21 protein-coding genes are annotated in these 25263 nt (G+C 71.5%); 16 read left to right on the forward strand and 5 right to left on the reverse strand.

What is annotated here, in order from left to right; genetic code table 11:
- Nucleotides 1–377 precede the first annotated feature (377 nt).
- The 13 genes from gdhA (at nucleotide 378) to ABR737_RS31495 (ending at nucleotide 15561) form a co-directional block, all read left to right on the forward strand.
- A complete protein-coding gene (gene gdhA / locus ABR737_RS31435; RefSeq protein WP_350254138.1) occupies nucleotides 378–1754 on the forward strand; it encodes an NADP-specific glutamate dehydrogenase in 1377 nt (458 codons plus the stop codon).
- Between the two features lie 346 nt (nucleotides 1755–2100).
- Nucleotides 2101–2643, forward strand: a complete 543-nt coding sequence (locus ABR737_RS31440; RefSeq protein WP_350254139.1) for an LOG family protein — start codon at nucleotides 2101–2103, stop codon at nucleotides 2641–2643.
- A gap of 46 nt (nucleotides 2644–2689) precedes the next feature.
- Nucleotides 2690–3379: an SDR family oxidoreductase gene (locus ABR737_RS31445; protein WP_350254140.1), complete on the forward strand. Its 690-nt coding sequence runs from the start codon at nucleotides 2690–2692 to the stop codon at nucleotides 3377–3379.
- 379 nt (nucleotides 3380–3758) lie between these two features.
- Nucleotides 3759–4772 (forward strand): methionine synthase, encoded by a 1014-nt coding sequence (locus tag ABR737_RS31450; protein WP_350254141.1) that lies wholly within the window; start codon nucleotides 3759–3761, stop codon nucleotides 4770–4772.
- A 31-nt stretch (nucleotides 4773–4803) separates the two neighbouring features.
- Entirely contained in the window at nucleotides 4804–7020 is a 2217-nt protein-coding gene (gene ligA, locus ABR737_RS31455; protein WP_350254142.1) for an NAD-dependent DNA ligase LigA, read from the forward strand.
- Nucleotides 7021–7176: 156 nt separating this feature from the next.
- The gene (locus ABR737_RS31460) at nucleotides 7177–9285 is read left to right on the forward strand and encodes a putative bifunctional diguanylate cyclase/phosphodiesterase (protein WP_350254143.1); all 2109 of its coding nucleotides are present in this window, start codon (nucleotides 7177–7179) and stop codon (nucleotides 9283–9285) included.
- A gap of 62 nt (nucleotides 9286–9347) precedes the next feature.
- Nucleotides 9348–9620, forward strand: a complete 273-nt coding sequence (locus ABR737_RS31465; protein ID WP_350254144.1) for a hypothetical protein — start codon at nucleotides 9348–9350, stop codon at nucleotides 9618–9620.
- A 66-nt stretch (nucleotides 9621–9686) separates the two neighbouring features.
- Nucleotides 9687–10505, forward strand: a complete 819-nt coding sequence (locus tag ABR737_RS31470) for a class I SAM-dependent methyltransferase (RefSeq protein ID WP_350254146.1) — start codon at nucleotides 9687–9689, stop codon at nucleotides 10503–10505.
- A 283-nt stretch (nucleotides 10506–10788) separates the two neighbouring features.
- Nucleotides 10789–11085 carry an Asp-tRNA(Asn)/Glu-tRNA(Gln) amidotransferase subunit GatC gene (gatC, locus tag ABR737_RS31475; protein WP_274913123.1) on the forward strand — a complete coding sequence of 99 codons (297 nt, stop codon included), beginning with the start codon at nucleotides 10789–10791 and terminating at the stop codon, nucleotides 11083–11085.
- Nucleotides 11086–11183: 98 nt separating this feature from the next.
- Nucleotides 11184–12677, forward strand: a complete 1494-nt coding sequence (gene gatA, locus ABR737_RS31480) for an Asp-tRNA(Asn)/Glu-tRNA(Gln) amidotransferase subunit GatA (RefSeq protein ID WP_350256994.1) — start codon at nucleotides 11184–11186, stop codon at nucleotides 12675–12677.
- Nucleotides 12678–12682: 5 nt separating this feature from the next.
- Nucleotides 12683–12916 carry a hypothetical protein gene (locus tag ABR737_RS31485; protein ID WP_030087700.1) on the forward strand — a complete coding sequence of 78 codons (234 nt, stop codon included), beginning with the start codon at nucleotides 12683–12685 and terminating at the stop codon, nucleotides 12914–12916.
- Nucleotides 12917–12932: 16 nt separating this feature from the next.
- Complete coding sequence (gatB, locus tag ABR737_RS31490; protein ID WP_350254147.1) at nucleotides 12933–14441, forward strand: Asp-tRNA(Asn)/Glu-tRNA(Gln) amidotransferase subunit GatB; 1509 nt, start codon at nucleotides 12933–12935, stop codon at nucleotides 14439–14441.
- 217 nt (nucleotides 14442–14658) lie between these two features.
- Nucleotides 14659–15561, forward strand: a complete 903-nt coding sequence (locus ABR737_RS31495; protein WP_350254149.1) for an LLM class F420-dependent oxidoreductase — start codon at nucleotides 14659–14661, stop codon at nucleotides 15559–15561.
- Nucleotides 15562–15643: 82 nt separating this feature from the next.
- Here the strand turns inward: ABR737_RS31495 and ABR737_RS31500 are convergent, their stop codons facing one another.
- Nucleotides 15644–16495: a COG4705 family protein gene (locus ABR737_RS31500; protein WP_350254150.1), complete on the reverse strand. Its 852-nt coding sequence runs from the start codon at nucleotides 16493–16495 to the stop codon at nucleotides 15644–15646.
- A gap of 265 nt (nucleotides 16496–16760) precedes the next feature.
- Between ABR737_RS31500 and ABR737_RS31505 the strand changes: the two genes are divergently transcribed.
- Together ABR737_RS31505 and ABR737_RS31510 are read left to right on the forward strand one after the other, a co-directional pair.
- On the forward strand, nucleotides 16761–18464 hold the full coding sequence (locus ABR737_RS31505; RefSeq protein WP_350254152.1) for a N,N-dimethylformamidase beta subunit family domain-containing protein: 1704 nt from the start codon (nucleotides 16761–16763) through the stop codon (nucleotides 18462–18464).
- Between the two features lie 555 nt (nucleotides 18465–19019).
- Complete coding sequence (locus tag ABR737_RS31510) at nucleotides 19020–20621, forward strand: alpha/beta fold hydrolase (RefSeq protein WP_350254153.1); 1602 nt, start codon at nucleotides 19020–19022, stop codon at nucleotides 20619–20621.
- Nucleotides 20622–20662: 41 nt separating this feature from the next.
- On the opposite strand, the gene ABR737_RS31515 is transcribed toward ABR737_RS31510, so the two are convergent.
- From ABR737_RS31515 to ABR737_RS31525, 3 genes are read right to left on the reverse strand one after another with little or no spacing between them, the layout of a single operon-like run.
- Nucleotides 20663–21667 (reverse strand): aldo/keto reductase, encoded by a 1005-nt coding sequence (locus ABR737_RS31515; protein WP_350254154.1) that lies wholly within the window; start codon nucleotides 21665–21667, stop codon nucleotides 20663–20665.
- Nucleotides 21668–21708: 41 nt separating this feature from the next.
- Complete coding sequence (locus ABR737_RS31520) at nucleotides 21709–21972, reverse strand: DUF397 domain-containing protein (protein WP_350254156.1); 264 nt, start codon at nucleotides 21970–21972, stop codon at nucleotides 21709–21711.
- The gene (locus ABR737_RS31525; RefSeq protein WP_350254157.1) at nucleotides 21969–22793 is read right to left on the reverse strand and encodes a helix-turn-helix domain-containing protein; all 825 of its coding nucleotides are present in this window, start codon (nucleotides 22791–22793) and stop codon (nucleotides 21969–21971) included. The genes ABR737_RS31520 and ABR737_RS31525 overlap by 4 nt, the downstream gene beginning before the upstream one ends.
- Before the next feature lie 112 nt (nucleotides 22794–22905).
- Between ABR737_RS31525 and ABR737_RS31530 the strand changes: the two genes are divergently transcribed.
- Nucleotides 22906–23388 carry an ATP-binding protein gene (locus tag ABR737_RS31530; protein WP_350254159.1) on the forward strand — a complete coding sequence of 161 codons (483 nt, stop codon included), beginning with the start codon at nucleotides 22906–22908 and terminating at the stop codon, nucleotides 23386–23388.
- Here ABR737_RS31530 and ABR737_RS31535 read toward each other — a convergent pair.
- Nucleotides 23373–25121, reverse strand: a complete 1749-nt coding sequence (locus ABR737_RS31535; protein ID WP_350254160.1) for a chitinase — start codon at nucleotides 25119–25121, stop codon at nucleotides 23373–23375. The genes ABR737_RS31530 and ABR737_RS31535 overlap by 16 nt on opposite strands.
- Between the last annotated feature and the right edge of the window lie 142 nt (nucleotides 25122–25263).

The following is a 25263-nucleotide window of genomic DNA, read 5'->3' on the forward strand; positions in this document are numbered from 1 at the left end:
CGGTGAGGCGTGGGGACACAGTCCGCCGGTCAACTGTGAGGTGTTGCACAGGCCGTGCCGCGGCGGGGGGACGGGGCGTGGGGAGTGCCGCCAGATGGGCCGCTGCCGGTGTCCTGACCTGCGGAGACGGGGCGGGGGAGAGGAGGGGGCGGGGCGTCAGGTGGTTGGCGGGATTGCGTAAGGGAACGGCGTGTCGTGCATCCCACAGTCGATCGGCGGGATGACCCCCATAAAGTCGGCAACGCGACGGGACGTCAAAGGTGACGGGTCGAGGAGTGGTGACGATAAGGACTCACAAGGAGTTGTTGCACTTGTGAGGGCTCGTCAGGGTCCGGACCGCAGACGGCCTCTCCGCGGCCACGAAGGGAACGGAAGTCATGTCGACTGTTCAATCTGAGGTCAATCCCGGCATTCATCGTGCCGGGCCGGCATCCCTGTACGCCGAGCTGGTCCGGCGAAATCCCGGGGAGCCCGAGTTCCACCAGGCGGCTCTCGAGGTGCTGGAGACGCTGGCCCCCGTGCTGACGGCCCGCCCGGAGTTCGCCGAGGCGAAGATCCTGGAGCGGATCTGCGAGCCGGAGCGGCAGATCATGTTCCGGGTTCCCTGGCAGGACGACTCCGGGGCGATTCACGTCAACCGGGGCTTCCGGGTGGAATTCAACAGCGCGCTCGGCCCGTACAAGGGCGGTCTGCGCTTCCACTCGTCCGTGAATCTGGGAATCGTGAAGTTCCTCGGCTTCGAGCAGATCTTCAAGAATTCCCTGACCGGGCTGAACATCGGCGGCGGCAAGGGCGGCAGCGACTTCGATCCGCACGGCAAGTCGGACGCCGAGGTCATGCGCTTCTGCCAGTCGTTCATGACGGAGCTGCACCGTCATCTCGGCGAGCACACGGACGTACCGGCGGGCGACATCGGCGTCGGCGGGCGGGAGATCGGCTATCTCTTCGGCCAGTACCGGCGGATCACCAACCGCTGGGAGCCCGGTGTGCTGACCGGCAAGGGGCTGGCCTGGGGCGGCTCCAAGGCCCGTACGGAGGCCACCGGGTACGGCAATGTGCTGTTCACCGAGCAGATGCTCAAGCAGCGCGGCGAGGAGCTGGACGGGCAGCAGGTGGTGGTCTCCGGGTCCGGCAATGTCGCGATCTACACCATCGAGAAGGCGCAGGCGCTCGGCGCCAACGTGCTGACCTGCTCGGACTCCGGCGGCTATGTCGTCGACGAGAAGGGCATCGACCTGGCGCTGCTGCGGCAGATCAAGGAGGTCGAGCGCGGCCGGATCAGCGAGTACGCCGAGCGGCGCGGGGTGTCCGCCAAGTATGTGCCCGGTGGGCGGGTGTGGGACGTCGCCTGCGATGTGGCGCTGCCGTCGGCGACGCAGAACGAGCTGGACGAGGACGCCGCCCGGATCCTGGTCCGCAACGGCGTCAAGGCGGTCTCCGAGGGCGCCAACATGCCGACCACCCCGGCGGCGGTGACGCTGCTCAAGGAGGCCGGGGTGGCCTTCGGCCCCGGTAAGGCCGCCAACGCGGGCGGTGTGGCGACCAGCGCGCTGGAGATGCGGCAGAACTCCTCGCGCGAGGCATGGTCCTTCGAGCGTACGGAGGGCGAGCTCGCGACGATCATGCGCTCGATCCACCACCGCTGCTACGAGACCGCGGAACGGTTCGGGCTCCCCGGTGACTATGTGGCCGGCGCCAATATCGCCGGCTTCGAGCGGGTCGCCGACGCGATGCTGGACCAGGGGCTGATCTAGCGGGAGGGCACGGGCAGCGGGGCGGCCTGTACGGGCACCGCCCCGTGGCCCGGGCCGGGCAACGAACCTGTGGCCGGCTCGCCCCGTACGGGCATCGCCCCGCCGCCCGGCCCGTCCCCTACGGGCTGCCCGTTGCCCGCCCCCGCCCCTGGCTGCCTGCGCCCGGCCCGGCCGTTCCCCACGGGCCGCCCACCGTGGCCGCCCACCGTGGCCGCCCGGCCCGGCACGCCCCCGCGACCGCACGCCCCCGCGACCGCACGCCCCCGCGACCGCACGCCCCCGCGACCGCACGCCCCCGCGACTGCGCGGCCCCACAGCCCCGCGCCCCCGCTCGTAAGGTGGCCGCATGAATATCTGCGTCTTCTGCTCCGCCGCCGACCTCGACGACCGTTATGTCACCCCTGCCCGCCGGTTCGCCGAGCTGATCGGCAAGGGCGGGCATGCACTGGTCTGGGGTGGTTCGGACACCGGCCTGATGAAGGTCATGGCCGACGGGGTGCAGGACGCCGGGGGCAAGCTGATCGGCGTCTCCGTGGAGTTCCTGGCGCACAAGGCGCGCGAGGGCGCCGATGAGATGGTCGTCACCAAGGACCTCGCCGAGCGCAAGGCACAGATGCTGGCGCGCGCCGACGCCATCGTCGTGATGGTCGGTGGCACGGGCACGCTGGACGAGGCCACCGAGATCCTGGAGCTGCGCAAGCACGGGATGCACACCAAGCCGGTGGTGCTGCTGAACACCGCGGGTTTCTACGACGGGTTGAAGGAACAGTTCCAGCGGATGGAGGCGGAGGGGTTCCTTCCGATTCCGCTCACCGACCTGGTCTTCTTCGCGGCGGACGGCGTCGGTGCGCTGGCCTACCTGGAGGAGAAGGCGGGCATCGTGGCCTGAGCCACCGCGCTCCGCGTCCCCGGCGCCGCTCGTTAGGATCGGTCCCATGGGTACGCACTTGATCACGGGAGCAGGATCGGGCATCGGAGCGGCGGTCGCACGGCGGCTGGCACAGCGCGGGGAGGACCTGTGGCTGCTGGCGCGCAACGCGGTCCGGGCCAAGGAGCTGGCCGCGCAGTTCCCCGGCGCCCGCACGCTCGTCGGTGACCTCGCCCTGCCCGAGAAGCTGTCCTGGGCGTTCGGACAGCAGCCGCTGCCGGACCGTATCGACTCCCTGGTGCACAGCGCGGGCGTCATCGAGCTGGGCGCGGTCGGCGATCTGCCGGCCAAGGCCTGGCAGCGCCAGCTCGCCGCCAACCTGGTCGCGCCCGCCGAGCTCACCCGGCTGCTGCTGCCGCTGGTACGGGTCGCCCAGGGGCATGTCGTCTTCGTCAACTCCGGTGCCGGGCTCCATGCGAACCCCCAGTGGGGCGCGTACGCGGCCAGCAAGCACGGCCTGAAGGCGCTGGCGGACTCGCTGCGGGCGGAGGAGCACGGCAACGGCGTCCGCGTGACCTCGGTCTACCCGGGTCGGACGGCCACGCCGATGCAGGAGAGCACCCACCAGCAGGAGGGCAAGGAGTACGACGCGTCCCGCTGGATCGACCCGGAGTCGGTCGCCACGGCCATCCTCACGGCCGTGGATCTGCCGCGGGACGCGGAGATCAACGACGTGTCGGTGCGGCCCGGCCGGTAACCGGTAAGCCGGGATGCTCCTGCGGGGCGGGGGCTTCCGCCGCGGCAACGTGCGCTGCACGCACGAGTGACCGCTGAAGCGAAGCCAGGCCGCGGCGGCGGGGTGCGGTTTCCGTCGGATGGGCGGGCCAAGCGGCTCGTACGCACCGATGCGGGGCGGGAGTTGCGGATGGGCCTGCTGCGATCTGCTGCGGCGGATGGGAACCGCCTCCCCCCTCGGCCACCCGGCGCGCGGAGCGGGCCGCGTTGCGCGAGGAGCGGGCCGTGTCGCGCAAGGACCTGCTGAAGGCGCTGGGACGGCCGCCGTACGCGCCGCTGCGGACCTCCGGCATCCACACCTGGCGCACCCCGCCCGCCGTGACGCCGCATACCCTGCCTGGGTGAGCGAGAACAGCACGCAGAAGTGGGCCGCGGGCGCGGCGACCGGGATCGGATCGATGCCGGGCGGTGACGCGCGCGAAGCGGCGAAGACCGTCACCGGATCGCTGGAGGCCTTCCCGTACCTGCCGGAGCTCCCGGCCCGGGGGCCCGGAGCCGACATGATCGGGCGGACCCTCGGAATGCTCGTCGAGGTCTACGGCCATGTGGAGCCCAGCGGCTGGCGGATCAGCGACCGGCCGGGCCGCGACACCCGGCGCGCCCACTCCTGGCTCGGAGAAGATCTCGATGCCCTGGAGGAGTTCACCCAGGGCTACGAGGGGCCGCTGAAGGTCTCCGCGGTCGGCCCGTGGACCCTGGCCACCGCTCTGGAGACGCGCAACGGCGAGGCGGCCGTCGGCGATCCGGGGGCCTGCCGGGACCTTGCGGCGTCCCTGGCGGAGGGGCTGCGCGGCCATCTCGCGGACGTACGGCGGCGGGTGCCGGGCGCCCGGGTCGTGCTCCAGCTCGACGAGCCCTCGCTGACGGCCGTGCTCCAGGGACGGGTGAAGACCGCGAGCGGCTACCGCACCCACCGCGCCGTGGACCGGGCGGTGGTCGAGGGCGCGTTGCGTGATCTTGTCGCGGTGGCGGAGGGCGGCCCCGTGGTCGTCCACTCGTGCGCGCCCGAGGTGCCGTTCGGGCTGCTGCGGCGGGCCGGTGTCACGGGCATCTCGTTCGATTTCTCCCTGCTCACCGAGCGTGAGGAAGAAGCGATCGGAGAGGCCGTCGAGGGCGGTACGGCGCTGTTCGCGGGCGTGGTGCCGGGCGTGGACAGCCGATTGTCAGACCCTGCCGGTAGCGTCATGGGTGTCAGGACGCTGTGGCGCAGGCTGGGGCTGACGCCGGGGACTCTGAGCGAGTCCGTGGTGATCACTCCCGCGTGCGGACTCGCGGGCGCTTCGCCCGCTTATGCCCGCTCGGCCCTCGCCCACTGCGTCCGGGCGGCGAGATCACTCGCAGACAACCCTGAGTGACCGCACTCAAGGACCACGGGAGGACAAGACGGTGGCTGGCGAACAGCACGCAGCTCAATCCGACGTGCCTGCGGCGGCGCGGGAGAAGCACGCGCAGCTCGCTGAGCAGATCGAGGAGCACCGCTTCCGGTATTACGTGAAGGACGCCCCGGTCGTCAGCGACGCGGAGTTCGACCGGCTGCTGCGCTCCCTGGAGGCGCTGGAGGACGAGCACCCCGCGCTGCGCACCCCCGATTCACCGACCCAGAAGGTCGCCGGGGCGTACGCCACGGAGTTCACCGAGGTCGAACACCGCGAACGGATGCTGTCGCTCGACAACGCCTTCGACGGCGAGGAGTTGGCGGGCTGGGCCGAGCGGATCGCCGGTGAGCTGGGCGGCGACCCCCGGAGCGCCGGATACCACTTCCTGTGCGAGCTGAAGGTCGACGGCCTCGCGGTCAACCTCACCTACGAGCACGGCCGGCTGACCCGCGCCGCCACCCGCGGCGACGGTCGTACGGGCGAGGACATCACGCCCAACGTCCGGACGATCGCCGAGATCCCGCACCGTATCCAGGGCGACCGGATCCCGGATCTCGTGGAGGTGCGCGGGGAGGTCTACTTCCCGATGGAGAAGTTCCTGGAGCTCAACGAGCGGCTGGTGGCCGAGGGCAAGCCGCCGTTCGCCAACCCCCGTAACGCCGCCGCCGGTTCGCTGCGCCAGAAGGACCCCAAGGTCACGGCCGGGCGCCCGCTGCACATGGTCGTTCATGGCATCGGCGCCCGCGAAGGCCTGGAGATCGACCGCCAGTCGGAGGCCTACGACCTGCTCAAGGGGTGGGGCCTGCCGACGGCCACGCACAACAAGGTCGTCGACTCCCTGGCGGCGGTGCGCGAGTTCATCGCCCACTACGGCGACGCCGAGACCCGCCGTACGGCCGTCGAGCACGAGATCGACGGTGTGGTGGTCAAGCTGGACGAGATCCGGCTGCAGGGGCGGCTGGGGTCGACCTCGCGGGCGCCGCGCTGGGCGATCGCCTGGAAGTACCCGCCGGAGGAGGTCAACACCAAGCTCGTCGACATCCGCGTCGGCGTCGGCCGTACGGGCCGGGTCACGCCGTATGCCGTGGTCGAGCCGGTGACGGTGGCCGGCTCGGAGGTGGAGTTCGCCACCCTGCACAACCAGGACGTGGTCAAGGCCAAGGGCGTGTTCATCGGGGACACCGTCGTGATCCGCAAGGCCGGCGACGTCATTCCGGAGATCCTGGGCCCGGTCGTCGACCTGCGGGACGGCAGCGAGCGGGAGTTCGTGATGCCGGCCGAGTGCCCCGAGTGCGGGACGGCGCTGCAGCCCGCCAAGGAAGGCGATATCGACCTGCGGTGTCCCAACGCCCGTGCCTGCCCCGCCCAGATCCGCGAGCGGCTGTTCTATCTGGCGGGCCGCAAGTGCCTGGACATCGAGAACTTCGGCTATGTCGCGGCGACGGCGCTCAGCCAGCCGCTGGAGCCCGCCGAGCCGCCGCTGAAGGACGAGGGTGATCTTTTCGGCCTCTCCATCGAGCAGCTGCTGCCCATCAAGTCGTACGTCCTCGACCCCGACTCCGGCCTGCCCAAGCGCGATCCGAAGACCGGCGAGGAGAAGGTCGTCACCTTCTTCGCCAACCAGAAGGGTGAGCCGAAGAAGAACGCCCTGGCCATGCTGGAGAACATCCAGGCGGCCAAGCAGCGCCCGCTGGCCCGGATCATCACGGGCCTGTCGATCCGGCATGTGGGCCCGGTGGCGGCCGAGGCGCTGGCACGGGAGTTCCGCTCGATCGACCGCATCCGGGACGCGGACGAGACGGAGCTGGCCGCCGTCGACGGCGTCGGAGCCACCATCGCCGCCTCGTTGAAGCAGTGGTTCGCCGTGGACTGGCACCAGCAGATCATCGAGAGCTGGCGGGCCGCCGGCGTCCGGATGGAGGAGGAGAAAGCGGGCGACGAGGGCCCGCGTCCCCTCGAAGGCGTCACCGTCGTCGTAACGGGCACACTTCAGTCACACACCAGAGATGGCGCGAAAGAGGCCCTACAGAACCTCGGAGCGAAGGTGACCGGTTCCGTTTCGAAGAAGACCGGATTCGTAGTGGTGGGCGACAACCCTGGTTCGAAGTACGACAAGGCCATGCAGTTGAAGGTCCCCGTGCTGGACGATGATGGCTTCGCGGTGCTGCTGGAGCAGGGTCCTGACGCAGCGCGAGCGGTAGCTGTCACTCCGCCTGAGGAGGAGTGAGGTGTCACCCCATCGGCGCATACCAGATTGATCCGCGACGCCGGGTCGCATTCGGGCAACCGTCGTCGATCGCTGCCCGTGGCGGCCTTCCGCGGCCTACTGTTGAGGAGTGCGCCTGCCGTGGCGCGGGCACAGCCGGCTGTGAGAGGGATCGGAATGAAACCGACCGACAGCGCCGCTCCGGCGTCGCGGCTCCGGCGGCTCGTCGTGCCCGCGCTGCCCGCGACCATCGTCCTCGTGGCGGGCCTCGCGCTCGTCACGGGTGTCATCGTCACCCTCGGCAAAGGTGAAGCGCTGTTCCCCGGCGCCTCCATAGGCTGGTCGCTGGCGATCCTCACCGGCATCATCGTCGGCCATCTGGTCGCCCTCGGCCGGGACCGCTGGTGGGGCGGCACGGGCTCCGGCGCCGCCCTGTCCCTGGCCGTCCTGCTGCTCTACGGCTGGGTGCCCGCCACCCTCGTCAGCCTCTCCGTCGTGGTCCTGGTCGGCGCCGCCCGGCGGCACCGCTGGCGGCAGGCCGTGGTGCACGGTGCCGTGGACGTCCTCGGCATCGGCGCCGCGGCGCTCGGCCTCGCCGCGTTCGGCGTGGTCTCCAGCGTCCGCCACCCCTGGGCCCCGCCGTCCTGGAACCTCGCCGTCCTCCCCGAAGTCGTGGTCACCGCCGCCGGCTACCTCTTCGTCAGCCGCGGCCTCCTGTGGGTCAGCCTCGCCCCGCGCACCGGCCAGCTGCCCGCCATCCCCCGAACGGCCGTACTGCGCCAGGCACTCGTCGGCATCGCCCTGCTCGGTATCGCCCCGCTGATCGCCGTCTGCGCCCTCTACGCCCCGCTGCTGCTGCCGCTGTTCGCGGTCCCGCTCATCGCGCTGGACTCCACCCTCTGGATAGCCCGCGCCCGAGCCGAGGAGCAGCTGCGCGACCCGCTCACCGGCCTGCCCAACCGCCAGTGGCTGCTGGAGCGCACCTGGACCGCGCTGGACGACGCCGAGCGCGTCGGCTCCCGCTCGGCGCTGGTCCTCATCGACCTGGACCGCTTCCGCTCCGTCAACGACACCCTCGGCCACCTGGCCGGCGACCGCCTGCTGCTGCAGATCGCCGACCGCCTGCGGCACGCCCTGCCGCGGGGCGCCGAGGCGGCCCGGCTCGGCGGTGACGAGTTCGCCGTCCTGCTGCCCACCACCGACTCCCTCACCAGCTCCCAGCGGGTGGCCCGTTCCCTCGTCGCCGCCCTCGGCTCCCCGCTGGACCTCGACGGACTGACCCTCGTGCTCGAAGCCAGCGCGGGGGTCGCCGTCTTCCCCGACCACGCCCTCGACGCCGAAGGGCTGCTCCGCCGCGCCGACGTGGCCATGTACCAGGCCAAGCGGGACCGCAGCGGTGTCGAGCTCTACGAGGCCAAGCGGGACGGCAACACCCCCGACCGCCTCGGCCTGTTGGGCGATCTGCGCCGCGCCCTGGACGCCGGCGACGTCGAGCTGCACTACCAGCCCAAGGTCGGCTTCGACGGCCATGTCGCCGGGCTGGAGGCGCTGGTCCGCTGGGTGCATCCGGACCGCGGCCGGGTGCCACCGGACGAATTCATCGCCATCGCCGAGTCCTCCGGGCTGATGCCCCGGCTGACGGAGTACGTCCTCGAAACGGCGCTCGCCCAGGTGGCACGCTGGCGCGCGATGGGCCTGGAGGTGCCGGTCGCCGTCAATGTCTCCCCGCGCGATGTGCACTCCCCGGGCTTCGCCGGAGCGGTCGCCGCCCGGCTCGCCCGGCACCGCGTCCCACCGGGCGCCCTCCAACTGGAGATCACCGAGCACGTCCTGCTGGAGGACCCGCAACGGGCCGCCGACACCCTCGCCGGGCTCACCGCGCACGGCGTGAAGATGTCGCTCGACGACTTCGGCACCGGCTACTCCTCCCTCGTCCATCTGCGGCGGCTCCCGGTGAGCGAGCTGAAGATCGACCGCTCCTTCGTGGCCCGGCTGGCCGTCGACAACGAGGACGCCGAGATCGTCCGCTGCACCCTCGACCTCGCCCACTCCCTCGGCCTCCTGGTCGTCGCCGAGGGCGTCGAGGACGACGAGACCTGGGAGCGGCTGCGGGACCTGGGCTGTGATGCCGTACAGGGCTGGCTGGTGGCCGCCGCGATGCCACCTGACGAGACCACGGCATGGCTGAGAGCCCGCGGCGAGCGCGGCTGGCAGCGTGAATCGGAGACGGCCGCCCTGGCGGCGGAGAAGGCCGCCGAGCGCCCTTCGGGACAGGTCTTGAACTGACCCGGCCCTTACCGGCCGTCCCGTGTCCCCGCTCCGAAGAACCTGCACAGACGCCCTCAGCAGTGGTCCGGCCCGAGGAACAGGAGCCGTTGGACGGCGGCGACGTCGGTGTGTCCGGCGACGGCGAAGTGTCCGGCGGCAGTGACGTGCCGGGCGACGGTGACGCCCCCGACGCGTCCGATGTCTCCGACGCCATCGGCGCCTCCGACGCCACCGATCCCACCGACCCAACCAACCCCACCGGCATCTCCGACGCGTCCCGTGAACCCGCCCCCTCCCATGGGCCTGAGGCGACGGAGGAGGCAGACGGGCCATCCGGGCCGGAGGCTTCCTAGGTGGCGGTCGGTCCAGGCCCCGCCCGACCCCCTCGCACGGCGGTTCGGGCATGGCAGGATCGGCGCATGGTTCAGGGCAACGAGTACCTTCTGGACAACCGGCAGGCCGAGGCGGGTACCCGCTTCGACGCGCTGGCCGCCCTCTTCGACGCCTCGACGTTCCGGCACTTCGAGAGGGCCGGGATCGAGGAGGGGTGGCGGTGCTGGGAGGTCGGTGCCGGAGGACCGACCGTCGCCGCGTGGCTCGCCGAGCGCACGGGGCCCAGCGGGCGCGTGCTCGCCACCGACATCGACGTGTCCTGGGCGGAGACGGCCGCCGCCCGGGGAGTCGAAGTGCTCCGCCACGATGTCGCCCGCGACGAGCCCCCGGCCGGTCCCTTCGACCTGATCCACGCCCGCCTCGTCCTCGTCCACGTCGGCGACCGCGATGCCGCGCTGCGCACCATGGTCCGGGCGCTGCGCCCCGGCGGCCGGCTGCTGATCGAGGACGCCGACCCCGCCCTGCAGCCGCTGATCTGCCCCGACGTGTACGGCCCCGAGCAGGAGCTCGCCAACCGGCTGCGCAGCGGCTTCCGTCAGCTGCTGCAGCAGCGTGGCGCCGACCTCGCCTACGGGCGCAAGCTGCCGCGGCTGCTGCGCGAGGCCGGCCTCGCCGATGTCGAGGCCGACGCCTACTTCCCGATCGCCTCGCCCGCCTGCGACGCCCTCGAAGCGGCCACGGTCCATCAGGTGCGCGACAAGCTCACCGCCGCGGGCCTCGCCACCGACGACGAGATCGAGCAGCACCTCGCCAACATCGCGGCCGGGCGTCTCGACCTCGCCACCTCACCGATGATCTCGGCCTGGGGCCGCCGGCCCGTCGAAGACGCCCCCGGCCGCACCTAGCCGCTCCCGGCCGGCCGCCCCTGGTCACTCCTGTCCGGCCCTTCCTTGCCACCCCTGCCCAGGGGCGGCGCCCCGGCACGCCACGGGCCGCGTCACCCTCCGGCGGATCGTGAAATCGCCCCGCGCCCGGCGCTCACGGCCGCCCGTGGCGAAACGGTTTCGCGGCAGCTCTTGCGTACGCCATAGGATTGGGCCGGAAAAGTTCACAGGAGCATTCGACGAGAAGACTCCGCCTGGACTCTCCGCCCGGAACACTCCGCCCAGAACACCAGAGGATCGCTGCATGCCTGGCATCACGCGCGAGGAGGTCGCCCACCTCGCCCGGCTGGCACGTCTGGAGCTGAAGGCAGAAGAGCTCGACCACTTCGCCGGACAGCTCGACGACATCATCGGCGCGGTCGCCCGCGTCTCCGAGGTCGCCGACCAAGACGTACCGCCGACCTCCCACCCGCTGCCCCTGACCAACGTCATGCGGCCGGACGAGGTCCGTCCGTCGCTGACCTCCGAGCAGGCGCTCTCCGGCGCCCCGGCCCAGGAGCAGCAGCGTTTCAAGGTGCCGCAGATCCTGGGGGAGGAGTGATCGTGAGCGACGCACGCGCGGCCGCCGGGCCGCACCCGTCCGCGAAAGCCGCACCTCTGCGCCGCGCGGGCGGAGAAGCGAACGAAGAAGCAAGGGCCATGGCTGACCTGATCAAGCTCACCGCCGCCGGGATCGCGGCGAAGATCGCCTCCGGCGAGGTCACCGCCGTCGAGGTGACCGAGGCCCATCTGGCGCGCATCGAGGCCGTCGACGAGAAGGTGCACGCCTTCCTGCACGTCGACCGCGAGGGCGCGCTCGCCCAGGCCCGTGCCGTGGACGAGAAGCGCGCCCGCGGGGAGAAGCTCGGCCCGCTGGCCGGCGTCCCGCTCGCGCTCAAGGACATCTTCACCACGGAGGGCATTCCCACCACCGTCGGCTCGAAGATCCTCGAAGGCTGGATCCCGCCGTACGACGCGACGCTGACCAAGAAGCTCAAGGCCGCCGACGTCGTCATCCTCGGCAAGACCAACATGGACGAGTTCGCCATGGGGTCCTCCACCGAGAACAGCGCCTACGGCCCGACCGGCAACCCCTGGGACCTCACCAAGATCCCCGGCGGCTCCGGCGGCGGCTCCAGCGCCGCCCTCGCCTCCTACGAGGCCCCGCTCGCCATCGGCACGGACACCGGCGGTTCCATCCGCCAGCCCGCGTCCGTCACCGGCACGGTCGGCGTCAAGCCCACCTACGGCGGCGTCTCCCGCTACGGCATGGTGGCGTTCTCCAGCTCCCTGGACCAGGGCGGCCCCTGTGCCCGTACGGTCCTGGACGCGGCGCTGCTCCACGAGGTCATCGCCGGCCACGACCCGCTGGACTCCACCTCCATCGACGCGCCGGTCCCGGCGGTCGTCGAGGCGGCCCGCAACGGCAGCGTCGAGGGCATGCGCGTCGGCGTCGTCAAGCAGTTCCGCGGCGAGGGCTACCAGGCCGGCGTCATCCAGCGCTTCGACGAGTCCGTCGAGCTGCTGAAGGAGCTGGGCGCCGAGATCGTCGAGCTGGACTGCCCGTCCTTCGACCTGGCGCTGTCCGCGTACTACCTGATCGCGCCCTCGGAGTGCTCCTCCAACCTGGCCCGCTTCGACGCCATGCGCTACGGCCTGCGGGTCGGCGACGACGGCACCAAGTCCGCCGAGGACGTCACGGCCCTGACCCGCGAGGCCGGCTTCGGCCCCGAGGTCAAGCGCCGGATCATGCTCGGCACCTACGCGCTGAGCTCCGGCTACTACGACGCGTACTACGGCTCCGCCCAGAAGGTGCGGACGCTGATCACCCGCGACTTCGAGAAGGCCTTCGAACAGGTCGACGTGATCGTTTCGCCGACCACGCCGACCACCGCCTTCCCGATCGGCGAGCGCGCCGACGACCCGATGGCGATGTACCTCGCCGACCTGTGCACGATCCCCACCAACCTGGCAGGCAACGCGGCGATGTCGCTGCCCTGCGGCCTGGCGCCCGAGGACGGGATGCCGGTGGGCCTGCAGATCATCGCTCCTGCCATGGCCGACGACCGGCTCTACAAGGTCGGTGCCGCGGTCGAGACCGCGTTCACCGCCAAGTGGGGTCACCCGCTGCTCGAGGAGGCACCTGCACTGTGAGCGCCATGACCAAGAAGGCCAAGAACTTCAAGAAGTCCAAGGGCGGGCTGTACCTGTCGATCGGCAGCACCGCCTTCGGCGCCCTCAGCGTCGCCAAGCAGGCCAAGCTGGCCCGTCAGGAGAACGACACGCTCCGCCTGATCGACGCCGCCGTCTCGGCCGCGGCGATCGTCACCGGCCTGGCGATCCTCTACCGCGAACTGAAGCGCCTGGGCGACGACGACGTCCTGCTGGGCTGAGAGGGAAAGTTTCACCGTGACTGTCACTGACCTGGTGTCGTACGAGGACGCCCTCGCGGCGTACGACCCCGTCATGGGCCTGGAGGTCCATGTCGAGCTCGGCACCAAGACCAAGATGTTCTGCGGGTGTTCCACCACCCTGGGCGCGGACGCCAATGCGCAGACCTGCCCCACCTGTCTCGGCCTGCCCGGCTCGCTGCCGGTCGTCAACGCGATCGGCGTCGAGTCCGCGATCAAGATCGGCCTGGCGCTGAACTGCTCCATCGCCGAATGGTGCCGCTTCGCCCGGAAGAACTACTTCTATCCGGACATGCCGAAGAACTTCCAGACCTCCCAGTACGACGAGCCGATCGCCTTCGACGGCTACCTCGACGTGCAGCTGGAGGACGGGGAGATCTTCCGGGTGCACATCGAGCGCGCCCACATGGAGGAGGACACCGGCAAGTCCACCCACATCGGCGGTGCCACCGGCCGTATCCACGGCGCCCGGCACTCCCTCCTGGACTACAACCGCGCCGGTATCCCGCTCATCGAGATCGTCACCAAGCCCATCGAGGGCGCGGGCGAGCGGGCCCCCGAGGTCGCCAAGGCGTACGTCGCCGAGCTGCGCGAACTCATCAAGGCGCTGGGCGTGTCCGAGGCCCGGATGGAACAGGGTCAGATGCGCTGCGACGTGAACCTCTCGCTGCGCCCCAACGGCACCGAGACGTTCGGTACCCGCTCGGAGACCAAGAACGTCAACTCCCTGCGCTCCGTCGAGCGTGCGGCCCGGTTCGAGATCCAGCGGCACGCCGCGGTGCTCTCCTCCGGCGGCACGATCGTCCAGGAGACCCGGCACTTCCACGAGGAGGACGGCTCGACCACGGCCGGCCGCATCAAGGACAACGCCGAGGACTACCGCTACTTCCCCGAGCCGGACCTGGTGCCGGTGGCCCCCTCCCGCGAGTGGGTCGAGGAACTGCGGGCGGGCCTGCCCGAGCTGCCACGGCTGCGCCGTAACCGGCTGCGCGAGGAGTGGGGCATCTCCGAGCACGACATGCAGTCGATCCTCAACGCGGGCGCGGTCGACCTGATCACCGCCACCGTCGACGCCGGCGCGGACTCCGCCTCGGCCCGTAAGTGGTGGATGGGCGAGTTGGCCCGCCGCGCCAACGAGGACGGCGTGGACCTGGCCGCCCTGCCGATCACCCCCGAGCAGGTCGCCCGGGTCACCGCGCTGGTGGCCGACGGCTCGCTCAACGACAAGCTGGCCCGCCAGACCATCGAGGGCGTGCTGGCCGGCGAGGGTGACCCGGACACCGTCGTCGAGAAGCGCGGCCTGAAGGTCGTCTCCGACGAGGGCGCCCTGGGCACCGCCGTCGACGAGGCCATCGCCGCCAACGCCGCCATCGCCGACAAGATCCGCGGCGGCAAGGTGGCCGCGGCCGGCGCCCTGGTCGGCGCGGTCATGAAGGCCACCCGCGGCCAGGCGGACGCGGCCCGGGTGCGCGAACTGATCCTGGAGAAGCTGGGCGTCGAGGGCTGACGGACCCACCCGTCCGGCAGCGCTGAGCGGCCGTCCTCCCGGGAAAACACTCCCGGGAGGACGGCCGCTTCGTCGTACCGCCCACCCGATCGGCCCGGCCCGACCGGGAATGCCGGAGCCTGCCGCCATGCTGTGATCAAGGAGAGGCCCCTCCGCAGTCCGAGGCCGAGTCCGAGGCCGAGGACGGGGCATCACCCTTGGGCCAGTTGGAGGAACGGTGCAGCACGAATCTCTCGCCGCGAGGATCGGCCGGGTCGGCGTCTGGCACGGCGGGCTCGGCGGGGTGCCGGCCGCCGCCGCGCGCCGGGCGGCGGCCGAGATCGAGCAACTGGGGTACGGCGCCCTGTGGTTCGGCGAGACGCCGGCTTCCGAGTCGGTGAGCCTGGCCGGTCTGCTGCTGGCCGCCACCGAGCGGATCACGGTCGCCACCGGCATCGCCAACATCTGGGTCAGGGACGCGTCCGCCGCGCACGCCGCCGCCCGGACCCTGGCCGAGGCGTACGACGGACGCTTCGTGCTCGGGCTGGGGGCGAGCCACGCCCCGCTGGTGGATGCGCGCGGCCACAGCTACGCCAAGCCGCTCGCGGCGATGCGGGCCTATCTCGACGCGATGGACGAGGCCCCGTACGACGGCCCGACGGCCGATCCGGCGCCGGGCCGGGTGCTGGCGGCGCTCGGCCCCAAGATGCTGGAGCTGGCGCGGGACCGGACGGACGGCGCCCACCCGTACTTCGTCACCCCCGAACACACCGCCCGCGCTCGCGACATCCTCGGCACCGGCCCGCTGCTCGCGCCGGAACAGGCCGTGCTGCTGGAGTCCGACCCCGCGACGGCCCGCTCGCTGGCCCGTGAACACCACACGCGCCGCTATCTGCAGCTGCCGAACTACACCGGCAATCTGCGACGGCTCGGCTTCGGGGACGAGGACTTCCTCGGCGGCGGCAGCGACCGGCTGGTGGACGCGATCGTGGCGTGGGGGGACGTGGACGCCATCCGCCGGCGGGTCGCCGAGCACCACGAGGCCGGAGCGGACCATGTGGCCCTGCAGCCCGTGGCGGCGGACCGGGGTCTGGGGCTCGACCAACTGCGGGAGCTGGCACCGGCGTTGCTCGGGTCCTGACGGGCCGACGGGCCGACGGGCCGCCGGGTTGGGGGGGCGGATGGCAGGCACCTTGCGTGCCGCCGCCCCCTCCACCCCGCCTTCAGGAGGCGGTGCCCGTCGCCTGCCGCTCGGCCGGGGTGTCCTTATGGCTGATCGCCAGGTAGGCCACGAGGAGCACGATGGGCACGATGAGCGCCAGGGTGACCGGCCCCGTTCCCCACCCGAGGCCGCCGCGGGCGGTGGAGACGCCCATCCAGTCGGCGAAGGAGGCCCCGAGCGGGCGGGTCAGCACGTACGCCCACCAGAAGGCGGCGACGGCGTTGAGGCCGAGGAAGCGTCCGGACAGCGCGGGCACCGCGATCAGGGCGGCGAACAGGATGCCGGAGGGGAGGTACCCCCAGCGCAGGGTGCCCGCCGTGAGGTCGCCGACCGCGGTGCCGAGGGCGAAGGTGGCGAGCACGGTCGCCCAGTAGAACGCCTCGCGGCGGCGGGTGCGGATGCTGTGGATCGAGAGCGTTCCCTCGGACACGTACCAGGCCGTCAGGATCGCGGCCAGCCCGGCCGAGAAGGTGAGGACCGAGACCGTGTACGGGATGCCGGCGATGACGTGGACGACATCGGCGGCCATGGTGCCGAAGACGCTGACCATGACGATGGCGGACCAGTAGATCCAGGGCCGGTAGCGGGTGGTCCGGAACTGGAGGATGAGCAGGGCCACCAGCCCGGCGAGTCCCAGGCTGCCGGCCGGTATCGGGCCGAGCGTCCGGCCGAGGTAGTCCGAGGCCGTCTCTCCCATGCCGGTGGTGAGCACCTTCACCCCCCAGAACACGGCCGTGACCTGCGGCACCTTGCTCCAGCCCGGCCCGTGTCCGGCGTCGGGCACGGGGGTGCCGGACCGCCGCTCGCCCACGGGTCGTGCTGGCGCCTCGCTGTTCGGCTGTGCCATCGTCATGTCCGCCCTCCCGGCGCGGTGCGCCGTGTCCGCGACCTGCTCGATCCCGGGCGTCGTTCAGCCGCTCACGCGTACCGGTGAGCGGCGCCCAGCTTTCGTCTACACGACTGTAGACGATCAGGTGGGGTGCGCTGCGCCCGCCCTCGGGTCCGTGGCGCCGGGGCCGCCGTACCCGCATTCGGGCCCGCTGGGGTCGTCCGGTGGCGCGGAGCGCCGGAGGATCGTCCTGACAGCTCGGCGGAAGGGTGCGTACGGGAGCAGCGAAATGGGCGAGGACCCACGGCATGGCGACCGGCCCGACAGCGGGGCCGCCGAACACGGCGCCGAGGTACACGGCGGGGCCGCGGAACCCGGCTGGGAACCCGCCGGGGCGGGCGGCTCAGGAGGCGGCCTGGACCGCAGACGGTTCCTCGGGGCCGCCGCCGTGGGGGCCGCCGGTCTCGCCGTGGGAGTGACCGCCGGCTGTGGCTCCACGTCAGGCGGGGGACCCGGTGCCGGCCCCACGGGTGGCGACCAGCCGGACCTGGCCGCGGAGCGGGACCGGCCGGGACACCCGGACTGGCGGATCCGCTCGGCCGGTCCGCCCGATGCGGTCCAGGGCTACACCGACAAGGTGAGCGTCCTGCCCGGCGAGGAGTTCGGACTGTACGTCTCGACCACAGCACCCGGGTTCCGTGTCGCGGCCTACCGGGTGGGCTGGTACCGAGGGGCCCAGGCCCGGCGGGTCTGGCACTCGGACCGGGTCGCCGGACGGCGCCAGCGCCACCCGAGGCTGCTGCCCGGGACCCGCAGCGTACGAGCGGACTGGGAGCGCACCCTCCGTGTACGCACCGACGGTTGGCCGCCGGGTGCCTATCTGCTCCGGCTGGATGCCGAGCACGGGCACCAGCGGTACGTCCCGATGGTCGTCCGCTCGGCCCGCACCACAGGCCGGACGGTGCTGATGCACGCGGTGGCCACCTGGCAGGCGTACAACGCATGGGGCGGCTACAGCCTCTACCGGGGCGCGGACGGCGGGTACGGCACGCGCTCGCTGGCCGTCAGCTTCGACCGGCCCTACGACACCAACGGCGCCGGGAAGTTCCTGGTCTACGAGCGCGCACTGGTGGTCCTCGCGGAACGGCTCGGCCTCCCGCTGGCCTACACCACCGGGGTGGACGTCCACCACGACCCGTCGGCGCTGCGGGGCGCCACGGCGGCGCTCTCGCTCGGCCACGACGAGTACTGGACCCCACAACAGCGGGAGCATGTCACCCGGGCCCGCGACGCCGGCACCAATCTGGCCTTCCTCGGGGCCAATGCCTGCTTCCGCCGGGTCAGGCTGGAACCGGGTCCGGGTCCCGGTCCGGGGCAGGGGCAGGGTTCGGGGTCGGGTGCGTCCGGTGCTCTGCGCACGGTGGTCTGCTACAAAACCGCCTACCGGGACGATCCGCACTTCGCCGGCCCGCACCGGGCCCCGCCGACCCACGACTTCCGCCAACCACCCGCCGCCGACCCGGAGTCCGCCCTCACCGGTGTCTTCTACGAGGGCTACCCGACGGATGCGCCCTATGTCGTGCACAACGCGGACCACTGGCTCTTCGCGGGGACGGGCGCGAAGCGGGGCGATGCCTTCGACCACCTGGTCGGGGTGGAGTACGACCGGGTGACCCCACAGGCGCCCACGCCGGAGCAGCTGGAGATCGTCGCCCACTCACCGCTGGTCTGCAACGGCCGGCGCAGCCACGCGGACTCTGCCTACTACACCGTGCCGAGCGGCGCCGGAGTCTTCTCCTCCGGAACGATGCGCTGGGTCGAGGCCCTGATGGCCGGAACGCACGACGACGGCCGTGACCACGGCATGGACGACCGGACACGAGCCTTCGTCACCCGCACCACCGAGAACCTGCTCCGCGCCTTCGCCGTGGCACCCGCGGCGAAGATCCGGCCTGCCCCGCGGAACAACGTCGCTGCTGTGTACGGGGCTTAGGGGCACCTGCCGAATGATCTTGTTGTGCCGCGGTGCGGCGGGGCCGTCCCCGCATCCGGGGTGAGCGTTGCTGGAGTTGGCCCTACTGAGATTGGGGGGACAGCCGCAGTGAGCACCGGCGCCGGCGCTTCTAGCGTCTGACGGTGTGAAATGTTTACCGAACAAAGCGAAGAAACTTCCCTTTGCGTATGCGCCGGCCGGAGCGGTGCGCGACCGCGTTGGCCGCGGCCTCGGCCGTGCCGGTGCTCGTTGCCCCGGCGGCGAACGCAGTGGCCCGGCCGGCCCCGTCAGCCGCCTGCGATGCGGCCTGCGGCGCGGTCACCGACTCCTTGGGCGGGGCCCGCACTCGCACAGTTACTTCCCGGCCCCCGAGCGGCAGGGGTCTGAGCGCCAGGGATCCGAGCAGGAGGGCCGGGAGCAGCAGGGCTGGGAACAGCCGGGCCCGGAGCGGCCGAACGGCACGCCGTTGGCCGACGGAACCGCCGACTTCCGCGCCGTCGTCGACAGCGCCTTCTGCGCGGGCGACCGCACCTCTCATCAGACCGAGGAGCCCGCGTGATCACCCTCAGCCCGGCCCTGCGCCGCGCCTGGGCAGCGGGCGTCGCCCTCGCTGCCTGCTTCGCCGCTTCCCCCGCCGTGTCCGCGGCCACCGTGCCCCCTGTCGCGGACCGCGACCGCGCCGCGGCACTCGCCGGACACGGCACCGGGCCCGGGCTCGACCGCTACTACCGGCAGCGCCTCGCCTGGGGCAGCTGTGTCCAGGGCCCTGACGACTCGATGGGCCATGGCCTGGAGAAGGCCGGTGTGCGGTGCGCGGAGGTGACCGTGCCGCTGGATTACGCCGATCCCCGGGGCCGGACGATCACCGTCGCGATATCCCGGCTCCAGGCCACCGACACCCGCCACCGCATCGGCTCGATGCTCCTCAACAACGGCGGCCCGGGCGGCCCTGCCCTCCAGTCCCCGCCGGACGCCCGCAAGGCGATGAAGGCGGTCGGCCCGCGCTACGACATCATCGGCTTCGACCCGCGCTTCGTCGGACGCAGCACCCCGCTGGACTGCGGTTGGCCCGTCGGCACCAGCATCCTCTCGGCCGGTCTCAGCCGTGCGAGCTTCGAGCGCCAGGTCGCCTTCCAGAAGGGCCTGGCCGACAAGTGCCGGGCCACCAACGCGTCGGTGCTGCCGCACATCAGCACCCGCAATACGGCGCGCGACATGGACGTCATCCGCGGTGCGCTCGGCGAGCGGAAGATCTCCTACCTCGGCTACTCCTACGGAACGTACTTGGGCACGGTGTACACCCAGCTGTTCCCCGGCCGCTTCGACCGGACGGTGCTGGACGGGGCGCTCACCCCGGACGGCTACGGCCCCCGGCTGCTTCAGGGTGCCGAGCCCGAGAACGAGCGGGCGCTCTCCGACTGGGCCGCCTGGGCGGCGCGCCGCAACGTCACCTACGGCCTCGGCCGCACCCGCGCCGACGTGCTCGCCACGGTCCGCAGCGTCGTCGCGGCGTCCGCGCGCGGCCTGACGGTGGGCACCGCCCCCGACGTCTTCCGCCTCGACGACACCCAGGTGCCGTCCCTGATCACTGCCGAGATCGCAGACGACACCGACGCGCAGCGAGCTGCCCTCGGCGAGCACATGGCCGTTCTGGCCAAGGCCGTGAGCGGGCAGCCGACCCGGCTGTCTCCGCAGTTCGCCGCGGCTCTGCGGAGCATGCTGAACGGCGAGGACGCGAAATCCGCCGGGGCGCAGACCGCGATCATCTGCGGGGACAAGCCGGCCCCCCGCGACCCGGAGCGCTACTGGCGGGACATCGAGCGCAGCCGCGCCGAGCACGCGCTCTTCGGCCCGCTGACCAACAACATCGGACCGTGCGCCTTCTGGGACCGGCCGCGCGAGAAGCCCACCCAGGTGCGCCACGACGCACCGGCGCTGATCGTGGCCGCCACCGGCGACCCGCGCGCCACGTACAGGAACAGTCTCGCGCTGCACGGCCTGCTGCCGAGCTCTCAGCTGATCACCCTCAAGGGCGCGAACCGGCACGGGATCTACGGCAGATACGGCAGCGCCTGCGTGGACGGCAAGGTCAACCGGTACCTGGCCACCGGCAAGCTGCCGAAAGATGACCAGACCTGCGTCAAGCGGGCCGACTAGGTGTGACGGGCGCGGCCGGGCCCGCCCGGCCGCTTCCCGGTTCAGTGGCCCAGTCGCTCCAGGGCGGCGAGCGGGTAGCGTTCCCCGGCCACCGCGCCGTCGGGCACGGCTGCCCGCAGCCGGGCCGCCTGTTCCGGGGTCAGCGCGGTACCGGCCGCCGCGGCGTTCTCCTCCAGATACGCCCGGCGCTTGGTGCCGGGGATCGGGACGATGTCCTCACCCTGGGCGAGCAGCCAGGCGAGGACGGCCTGTGCCGGGGTGCAGCCGAGGGCCTGGGCGACCGTGCGAACGGCCTGGACCAGGCGCAGATTGCGGTCGATGTTCGCCTCGGAGAACCGGGGCCAACGGCGCCGGGCATCCTCGGCGGTGAGCTCGTCGCGGGACGCCAGCGCACCCGTCAGCATGCCGCGCCCGAGCGGTGAGTAGGCGACGACGCCGATGCCGAGTTCCCGGCAGGTCGCCAGCATCTCGCCCTCCACGACCTCGCGGGTGAAGAGGGAGTACTCCAGTTGTACGGCGCTGATGGGGTGGACGGCGTGCGCCCGGCGCAGCGTCTGCGGACTCACCTCGCTGAGGCCGAGATGGCGTACGGCGCCGGCGGCGACGAGGTCGGCCATCGCCCCGACCGTTTCCTCGATGGGGACGGCCGGGTCGCGGCGGTGCAGGTAGTAGAGGTCGATACGGTCCGTACCGAGCCGGCGCAGCGAGGCGTGGCAGGCCTCGCGCACCCAGGCGGCGGAGCTGTCGACCTCGTTCACCCGCCCGGTGGCGGCGTCGTGCCGCAGCCCGAACTTGGTCGCGACGACCAGTCCGTCCCGCTGCCTCGCCGTACGGCCGCGCAGCCACCGGCCAAGGAACTCCTCGTTGGCGCCCCGCCCGTAGGCGTCCGCGGTGTCGAGGAGGGTGACACCGAGCTCGGCGGCGCGGTCCAGGGTGCGCACGGACTCCGCGTCGTCCGGAACGCCGTACGACGTGGACATCCCCATACAGCCGAGGCCGAGCGCAAAGACGCTCGGCCCGTGCGTACCCAGCTGACGCTGCTGCATCGCCGCCTCCGTCCCCGCCCCGGTCCCGGCCCCTGCGCCGGTCAGACGGAGACGTTGGCGATGAAGGCGGCCCAGGCGGGGGCGCTCAACGTGAGCGCCGGACCGTCCGGGTTCTTGGAGTCGCGGACGTGAATGGCGTGGGGGCAGGTGGCGACCTCGACGCAGTCGCCGCCCTCGCTGCCGCTGTAGCTGGACTTGTGCCAGTCGTAGGCGACTTCGATGCAGTTGCCGCCGGCGCTGGCGCTGTAGCTGGACTTGAACCAGCTAAGACCGTGAGAGACGTGCTGGGCTGCTGTGCTGGTCATGGCTCTCCTAGCAAGTCGTCCAGCAGGCTCTTCGTCTCCTCTGGTGTGAGGGCCTGCGATCGCAGCATCCCATATTTCTGTTGGTAACCACTGACCTCGTCCGGATCATCGACGAGGAAGCTGATCCGTTGCGCTTCGATGTAGGCGAAATGCTCGTGTTCGGGTGTCTCCAGCAGGACCAAAGGACCGTCCAAGGAAGCATGGGGGCATCGGGCTGTCGGCATGATCTGGAGCCCCAGAAAAGGGAGTTCGGCGCACGACCGAAGATGGCGGAGCTGGGCACGCAGGATCTCCGGGCCGCCGATCGGCCGGTGGAGTGCGACCTCTTCCAGGATGAAGTTGAGCATGGGCCGAGGCTTCTCGCGCTCCAGCAGCTTCTGTCGGCTGATGCGTCCGGAGACCCATTCCTCGACCTGGTCGTGCTCCAGAGGCGGGTAGAGGGAGGCGAAGGTTGCCCGTGCGTACGGCTCGGTCTGCAACAGCCCAGGCACCACCTGGTTCTGGTACGACAGCAGCGTCAGTGCCTCCTCCTCGTGTTCCACCAGGTCCTGGACGAAGGCGGGCAGCTTCTCCCGCTCCGGCACCTTCGCCACCGCGACCGCTAACGCCCCCTTGGTGCCCAGGACTTCGTCCATCGTCTCGGCCAGGTCGAGCTTCAGCGGTCTGCGGCCCTGCTCGACCGAGCCGATGGTGTCCTCGTGTACTCCCACCCGCTCGGCCAGCATGGGCTGGGTCATGCGGGCGGCCTTCCGGAAGTGACTCAGCTGGGCGCCGATGACATGCCAGGAAGTGATCCGCTTCGGTTTGTTCGCCGGGTGCATGCGCTCTGCCTTCCCCTCCCCGCGACGGCGTGACACCGCCAGATGTCGTACAACGAATCCGTACGACCTGACGCTGTGGTCCAGCATAGTCACGCAGTGTGACAGTGGCGCCATGCAAAAGGAGATGCAGGAACAACTCTGCGCCCGCACCGCGTTCTACCGCCGCGAGCACCGATCGGTCTCGGGGGCGCGGCAGTTCGCCCGTACCGCCCTCCCCGACTGGGACCTGGACCACCTCGCGGACGATGTCCTGCTGTGTGTGAGCGAACTGGCCACCAACGCCCTGCTGCACGGCGTGCCGCCCGGCCGTGGGTACCGGTTGTGCCTGTCGCTGGACGAGGGCGGGCTGCTGCGGGTCGAGGTGCACGACAGCGGTACCGGGGAGCCGCGATTGCCCGTGCCGCTGCCGTACGACGGTGACGAGGACGAGGGCGAGTCCGGGCGGGGGTTGCTGTTGGTGTCCGCGCTCGCCGACGCGTGGGGCGTCGGCGAGCGCGTGCCGGGGAAGATCGTGTGGTGCGAGTTCCGCTGCTACGGCAAGAACTACGGCAAGAACTGCGCCACGGGCTACGGCAAGAACTACGGCAATCCGTGAACGTGCGGGCCGACCGCGTTCGACCAGGCGTTGCCGTTCGCCGCGTCCCAGTTGGTCGACCAGGTCATGGCGCCGCGGAGGCCGGGGTAGGTCCGGGCGGGCTTGAAGGAGCCGCAGGAGGTGCCCCGGGTGAGGCAGTCCAGGGCCGCGTTGACGACGGACGGGGCGACATAGCCGCTGCCCGCGCCCCGTGTGGAGGCGGGCAGGCCCAGACCCACCTGCGAGGGGTCGAGGCCGCCTTCGAGCTGGATGCAGGCCAGGGCGGTGAGGAAGTCGACGGTGCCCTGGGAGTAGACCTTGCCGTCGCAGCCGAGCATGGAACCGCTGTTGTAGTACTGCATGTTGACGACGGTGAGGATGTCCTTGACGTTCAGTGCGGTCCGGAAGTAGCCGCCCGAGGTGGACTGCATGTCGAGGGTCTGGGGAGCCATGGTGAGGACGAGGTTGCCGCCCGCCTTCTGGGAGAGCGAGCGCAGTGCCTGGCTCATGTAGGTGGGGTTGAGGCCGTTTTCGAGGTCGATGTCGACGCCGTCGAAGCCGTACTGCTGCATGAGGGTGTAGAGGCTGGCGGCGAAGGTGGCCGCCGATGTGGCGTCGTTGACCGAGACGGCGCCCTTCTCGCCGCCGACGGAGAGGACCACCGACTTCCCTGCCGCCTGCTTGGCCTTGATGTCGGCCTTGAACTGGTCGACGGTGTAGCCGCCCAGGCCGGCCGAGTCGAGGGTGAAGGTGACGGCGCCGGGTGTGGTGGTGGCGTCGGCGAAGGCGACCGCGATGATGTCGTACTGGCCGGGGATTTCGCTGATCTTCTGGACGGTGGCGCCGTTGTTGAAGTTCTGCCAGTAGCCGGTGACCGCGTGCTTCGGAACGGCGGGGGTGCCGCCGCTTCCCGAGGGGGCGGTGGTGGCCGTGATCTGCGCCGAACGGGCCGATTCTCCGGCGGCGTTGGTGGCCGACACCTGGAAGCGGTAGGAGGTGGCGGGGGACAGGCCCAAGACCGTCGCCGAGGTGCCGTGCACCGCTTCGTATGGGGTGCCGTCGCGGTAGACGGTGTAGCCGGTGGCGCCGGGGACCTGGTTCCAGGACAGGGTCACGGAGGACGGGGTCACCGCGTGGGCGGTGAGGCCGCCGGGGGTGGCCGGGGCCTCCGGTCCGGGGTCGGTGCCGCCCCCGCCGTCGGGTCCGAGCACGCTGAAGTCATCGGCGAGGTAGGCGGGTTGGCCGTACCAGCCATGGGTGTAGACGGTGACGGAGGTCGTTGTGGGGCCCGTGGTGAAGGAGGTGCTGAGCTGCTGCCAGTCGGTGGCGGACGGGGTCCAGGTGGAGACGTCCGTGGTGCCGGTGCCGGAGGCGCCCAGGTAGACGTAGGAGCCCTGGACGTATGCGCTGAGGCGGTAGGCCGAGCCGGGCTTGACGGCGACGGTCTGGGAGCAGGTGGCGTTGTCGGAGGTGGTGGGAGTTGCCTTGAGGGCGCCGGTGCCGCTGTGGACGGGGGAGCCGACGGTGCTGCCGCTGTCTGCCGAGCAGGTCCAGTTGCTCAGGCCGGACTCGTAGCCGGCGTTCCTGGCGGCGTTGACCTCGGCGGCGGCGGCCGAGGCGGAACCCGAGAGGGTGGCCGCCGCGGTGGCGAGGGCCGTCAGTGCCGCGGCGAGGAGGCGTCTGTGGCGGGCAGGGCGGGTGTGGTGGGTGTGGCGGATGTGTCGGGTGTGGCGGGCATGTGCCGTACGAGGCATGGCTGTCTCCGGTGTCGAGGGGGGAACACGGGGAGAACTGCAGCAAGACGGTGGCCACCGCTCCTGGGCACAGAATGGTTCAGACCAATAGGGCGGTCAAGAGGTCTGGCGCAACGGGGACTTGGGGGCGTGTGCGCGACGG

This window comes from Streptomyces sp. Edi2 (assembly GCF_040253635.1).
GTDB lineage: Bacteria > Actinomycetota > Actinomycetes > Streptomycetales > Streptomycetaceae > Streptomyces.

What these genes read in the sequence shown, in the direction of transcription:
- ABR737_RS31445 (WP_350254140.1), top strand. Translation starts at nt 2,690, where the DNA reads ATGGGTACGCACTTGATCACGGGAGCAGGATCGGGCATCGGAGCGGCG.
- ABR737_RS31535 (WP_350254160.1), bottom strand. Translation starts at nt 25,121, where the DNA reads ATGCCTCGTACGGCACATGCCCGCCACACCCGACACATCCGCCACACC.
- gdhA (WP_350254138.1), top strand. Translation starts at nt 378, where the DNA reads ATGTCGACTGTTCAATCTGAGGTCAATCCCGGCATTCATCGTGCCGGG.
- ABR737_RS31485 (WP_030087700.1), top strand. Translation starts at nt 12,683, where the DNA reads ATGACCAAGAAGGCCAAGAACTTCAAGAAGTCCAAGGGCGGGCTGTAC.
- gatC (WP_274913123.1), top strand. Translation starts at nt 10,789, where the DNA reads ATGCCTGGCATCACGCGCGAGGAGGTCGCCCACCTCGCCCGGCTGGCA.
- ABR737_RS31525 (WP_350254157.1), bottom strand. Translation starts at nt 22,793, where the DNA reads ATGCACCCGGCGAACAAACCGAAGCGGATCACTTCCTGGCATGTCATC.
- ABR737_RS31505 (WP_350254152.1), top strand. Translation starts at nt 16,761, where the DNA reads ATGGGCGAGGACCCACGGCATGGCGACCGGCCCGACAGCGGGGCCGCC.
- ABR737_RS31440 (WP_350254139.1), top strand. Translation starts at nt 2,101, where the DNA reads ATGAATATCTGCGTCTTCTGCTCCGCCGCCGACCTCGACGACCGTTAT.
- ABR737_RS31500 (WP_350254150.1), bottom strand. Translation starts at nt 16,495, where the DNA reads ATGACGATGGCACAGCCGAACAGCGAGGCGCCAGCACGACCCGTGGGC.
- ABR737_RS31470 (WP_350254146.1), top strand. Translation starts at nt 9,687, where the DNA reads ATGGTTCAGGGCAACGAGTACCTTCTGGACAACCGGCAGGCCGAGGCG.
- ABR737_RS31515 (WP_350254154.1), bottom strand. Translation starts at nt 21,667, where the DNA reads ATGCAGCAGCGTCAGCTGGGTACGCACGGGCCGAGCGTCTTTGCGCTC.
- ABR737_RS31520 (WP_350254156.1), bottom strand. Translation starts at nt 21,972, where the DNA reads ATGACCAGCACAGCAGCCCAGCACGTCTCTCACGGTCTTAGCTGGTTC.
- ABR737_RS31530 (WP_350254159.1), top strand. Translation starts at nt 22,906, where the DNA reads ATGCAAAAGGAGATGCAGGAACAACTCTGCGCCCGCACCGCGTTCTAC.
- ABR737_RS31460 (WP_350254143.1), top strand. Translation starts at nt 7,177, where the DNA reads ATGAAACCGACCGACAGCGCCGCTCCGGCGTCGCGGCTCCGGCGGCTC.
- gatA (WP_350256994.1), top strand. Translation starts at nt 11,184, where the DNA reads ATGGCTGACCTGATCAAGCTCACCGCCGCCGGGATCGCGGCGAAGATC.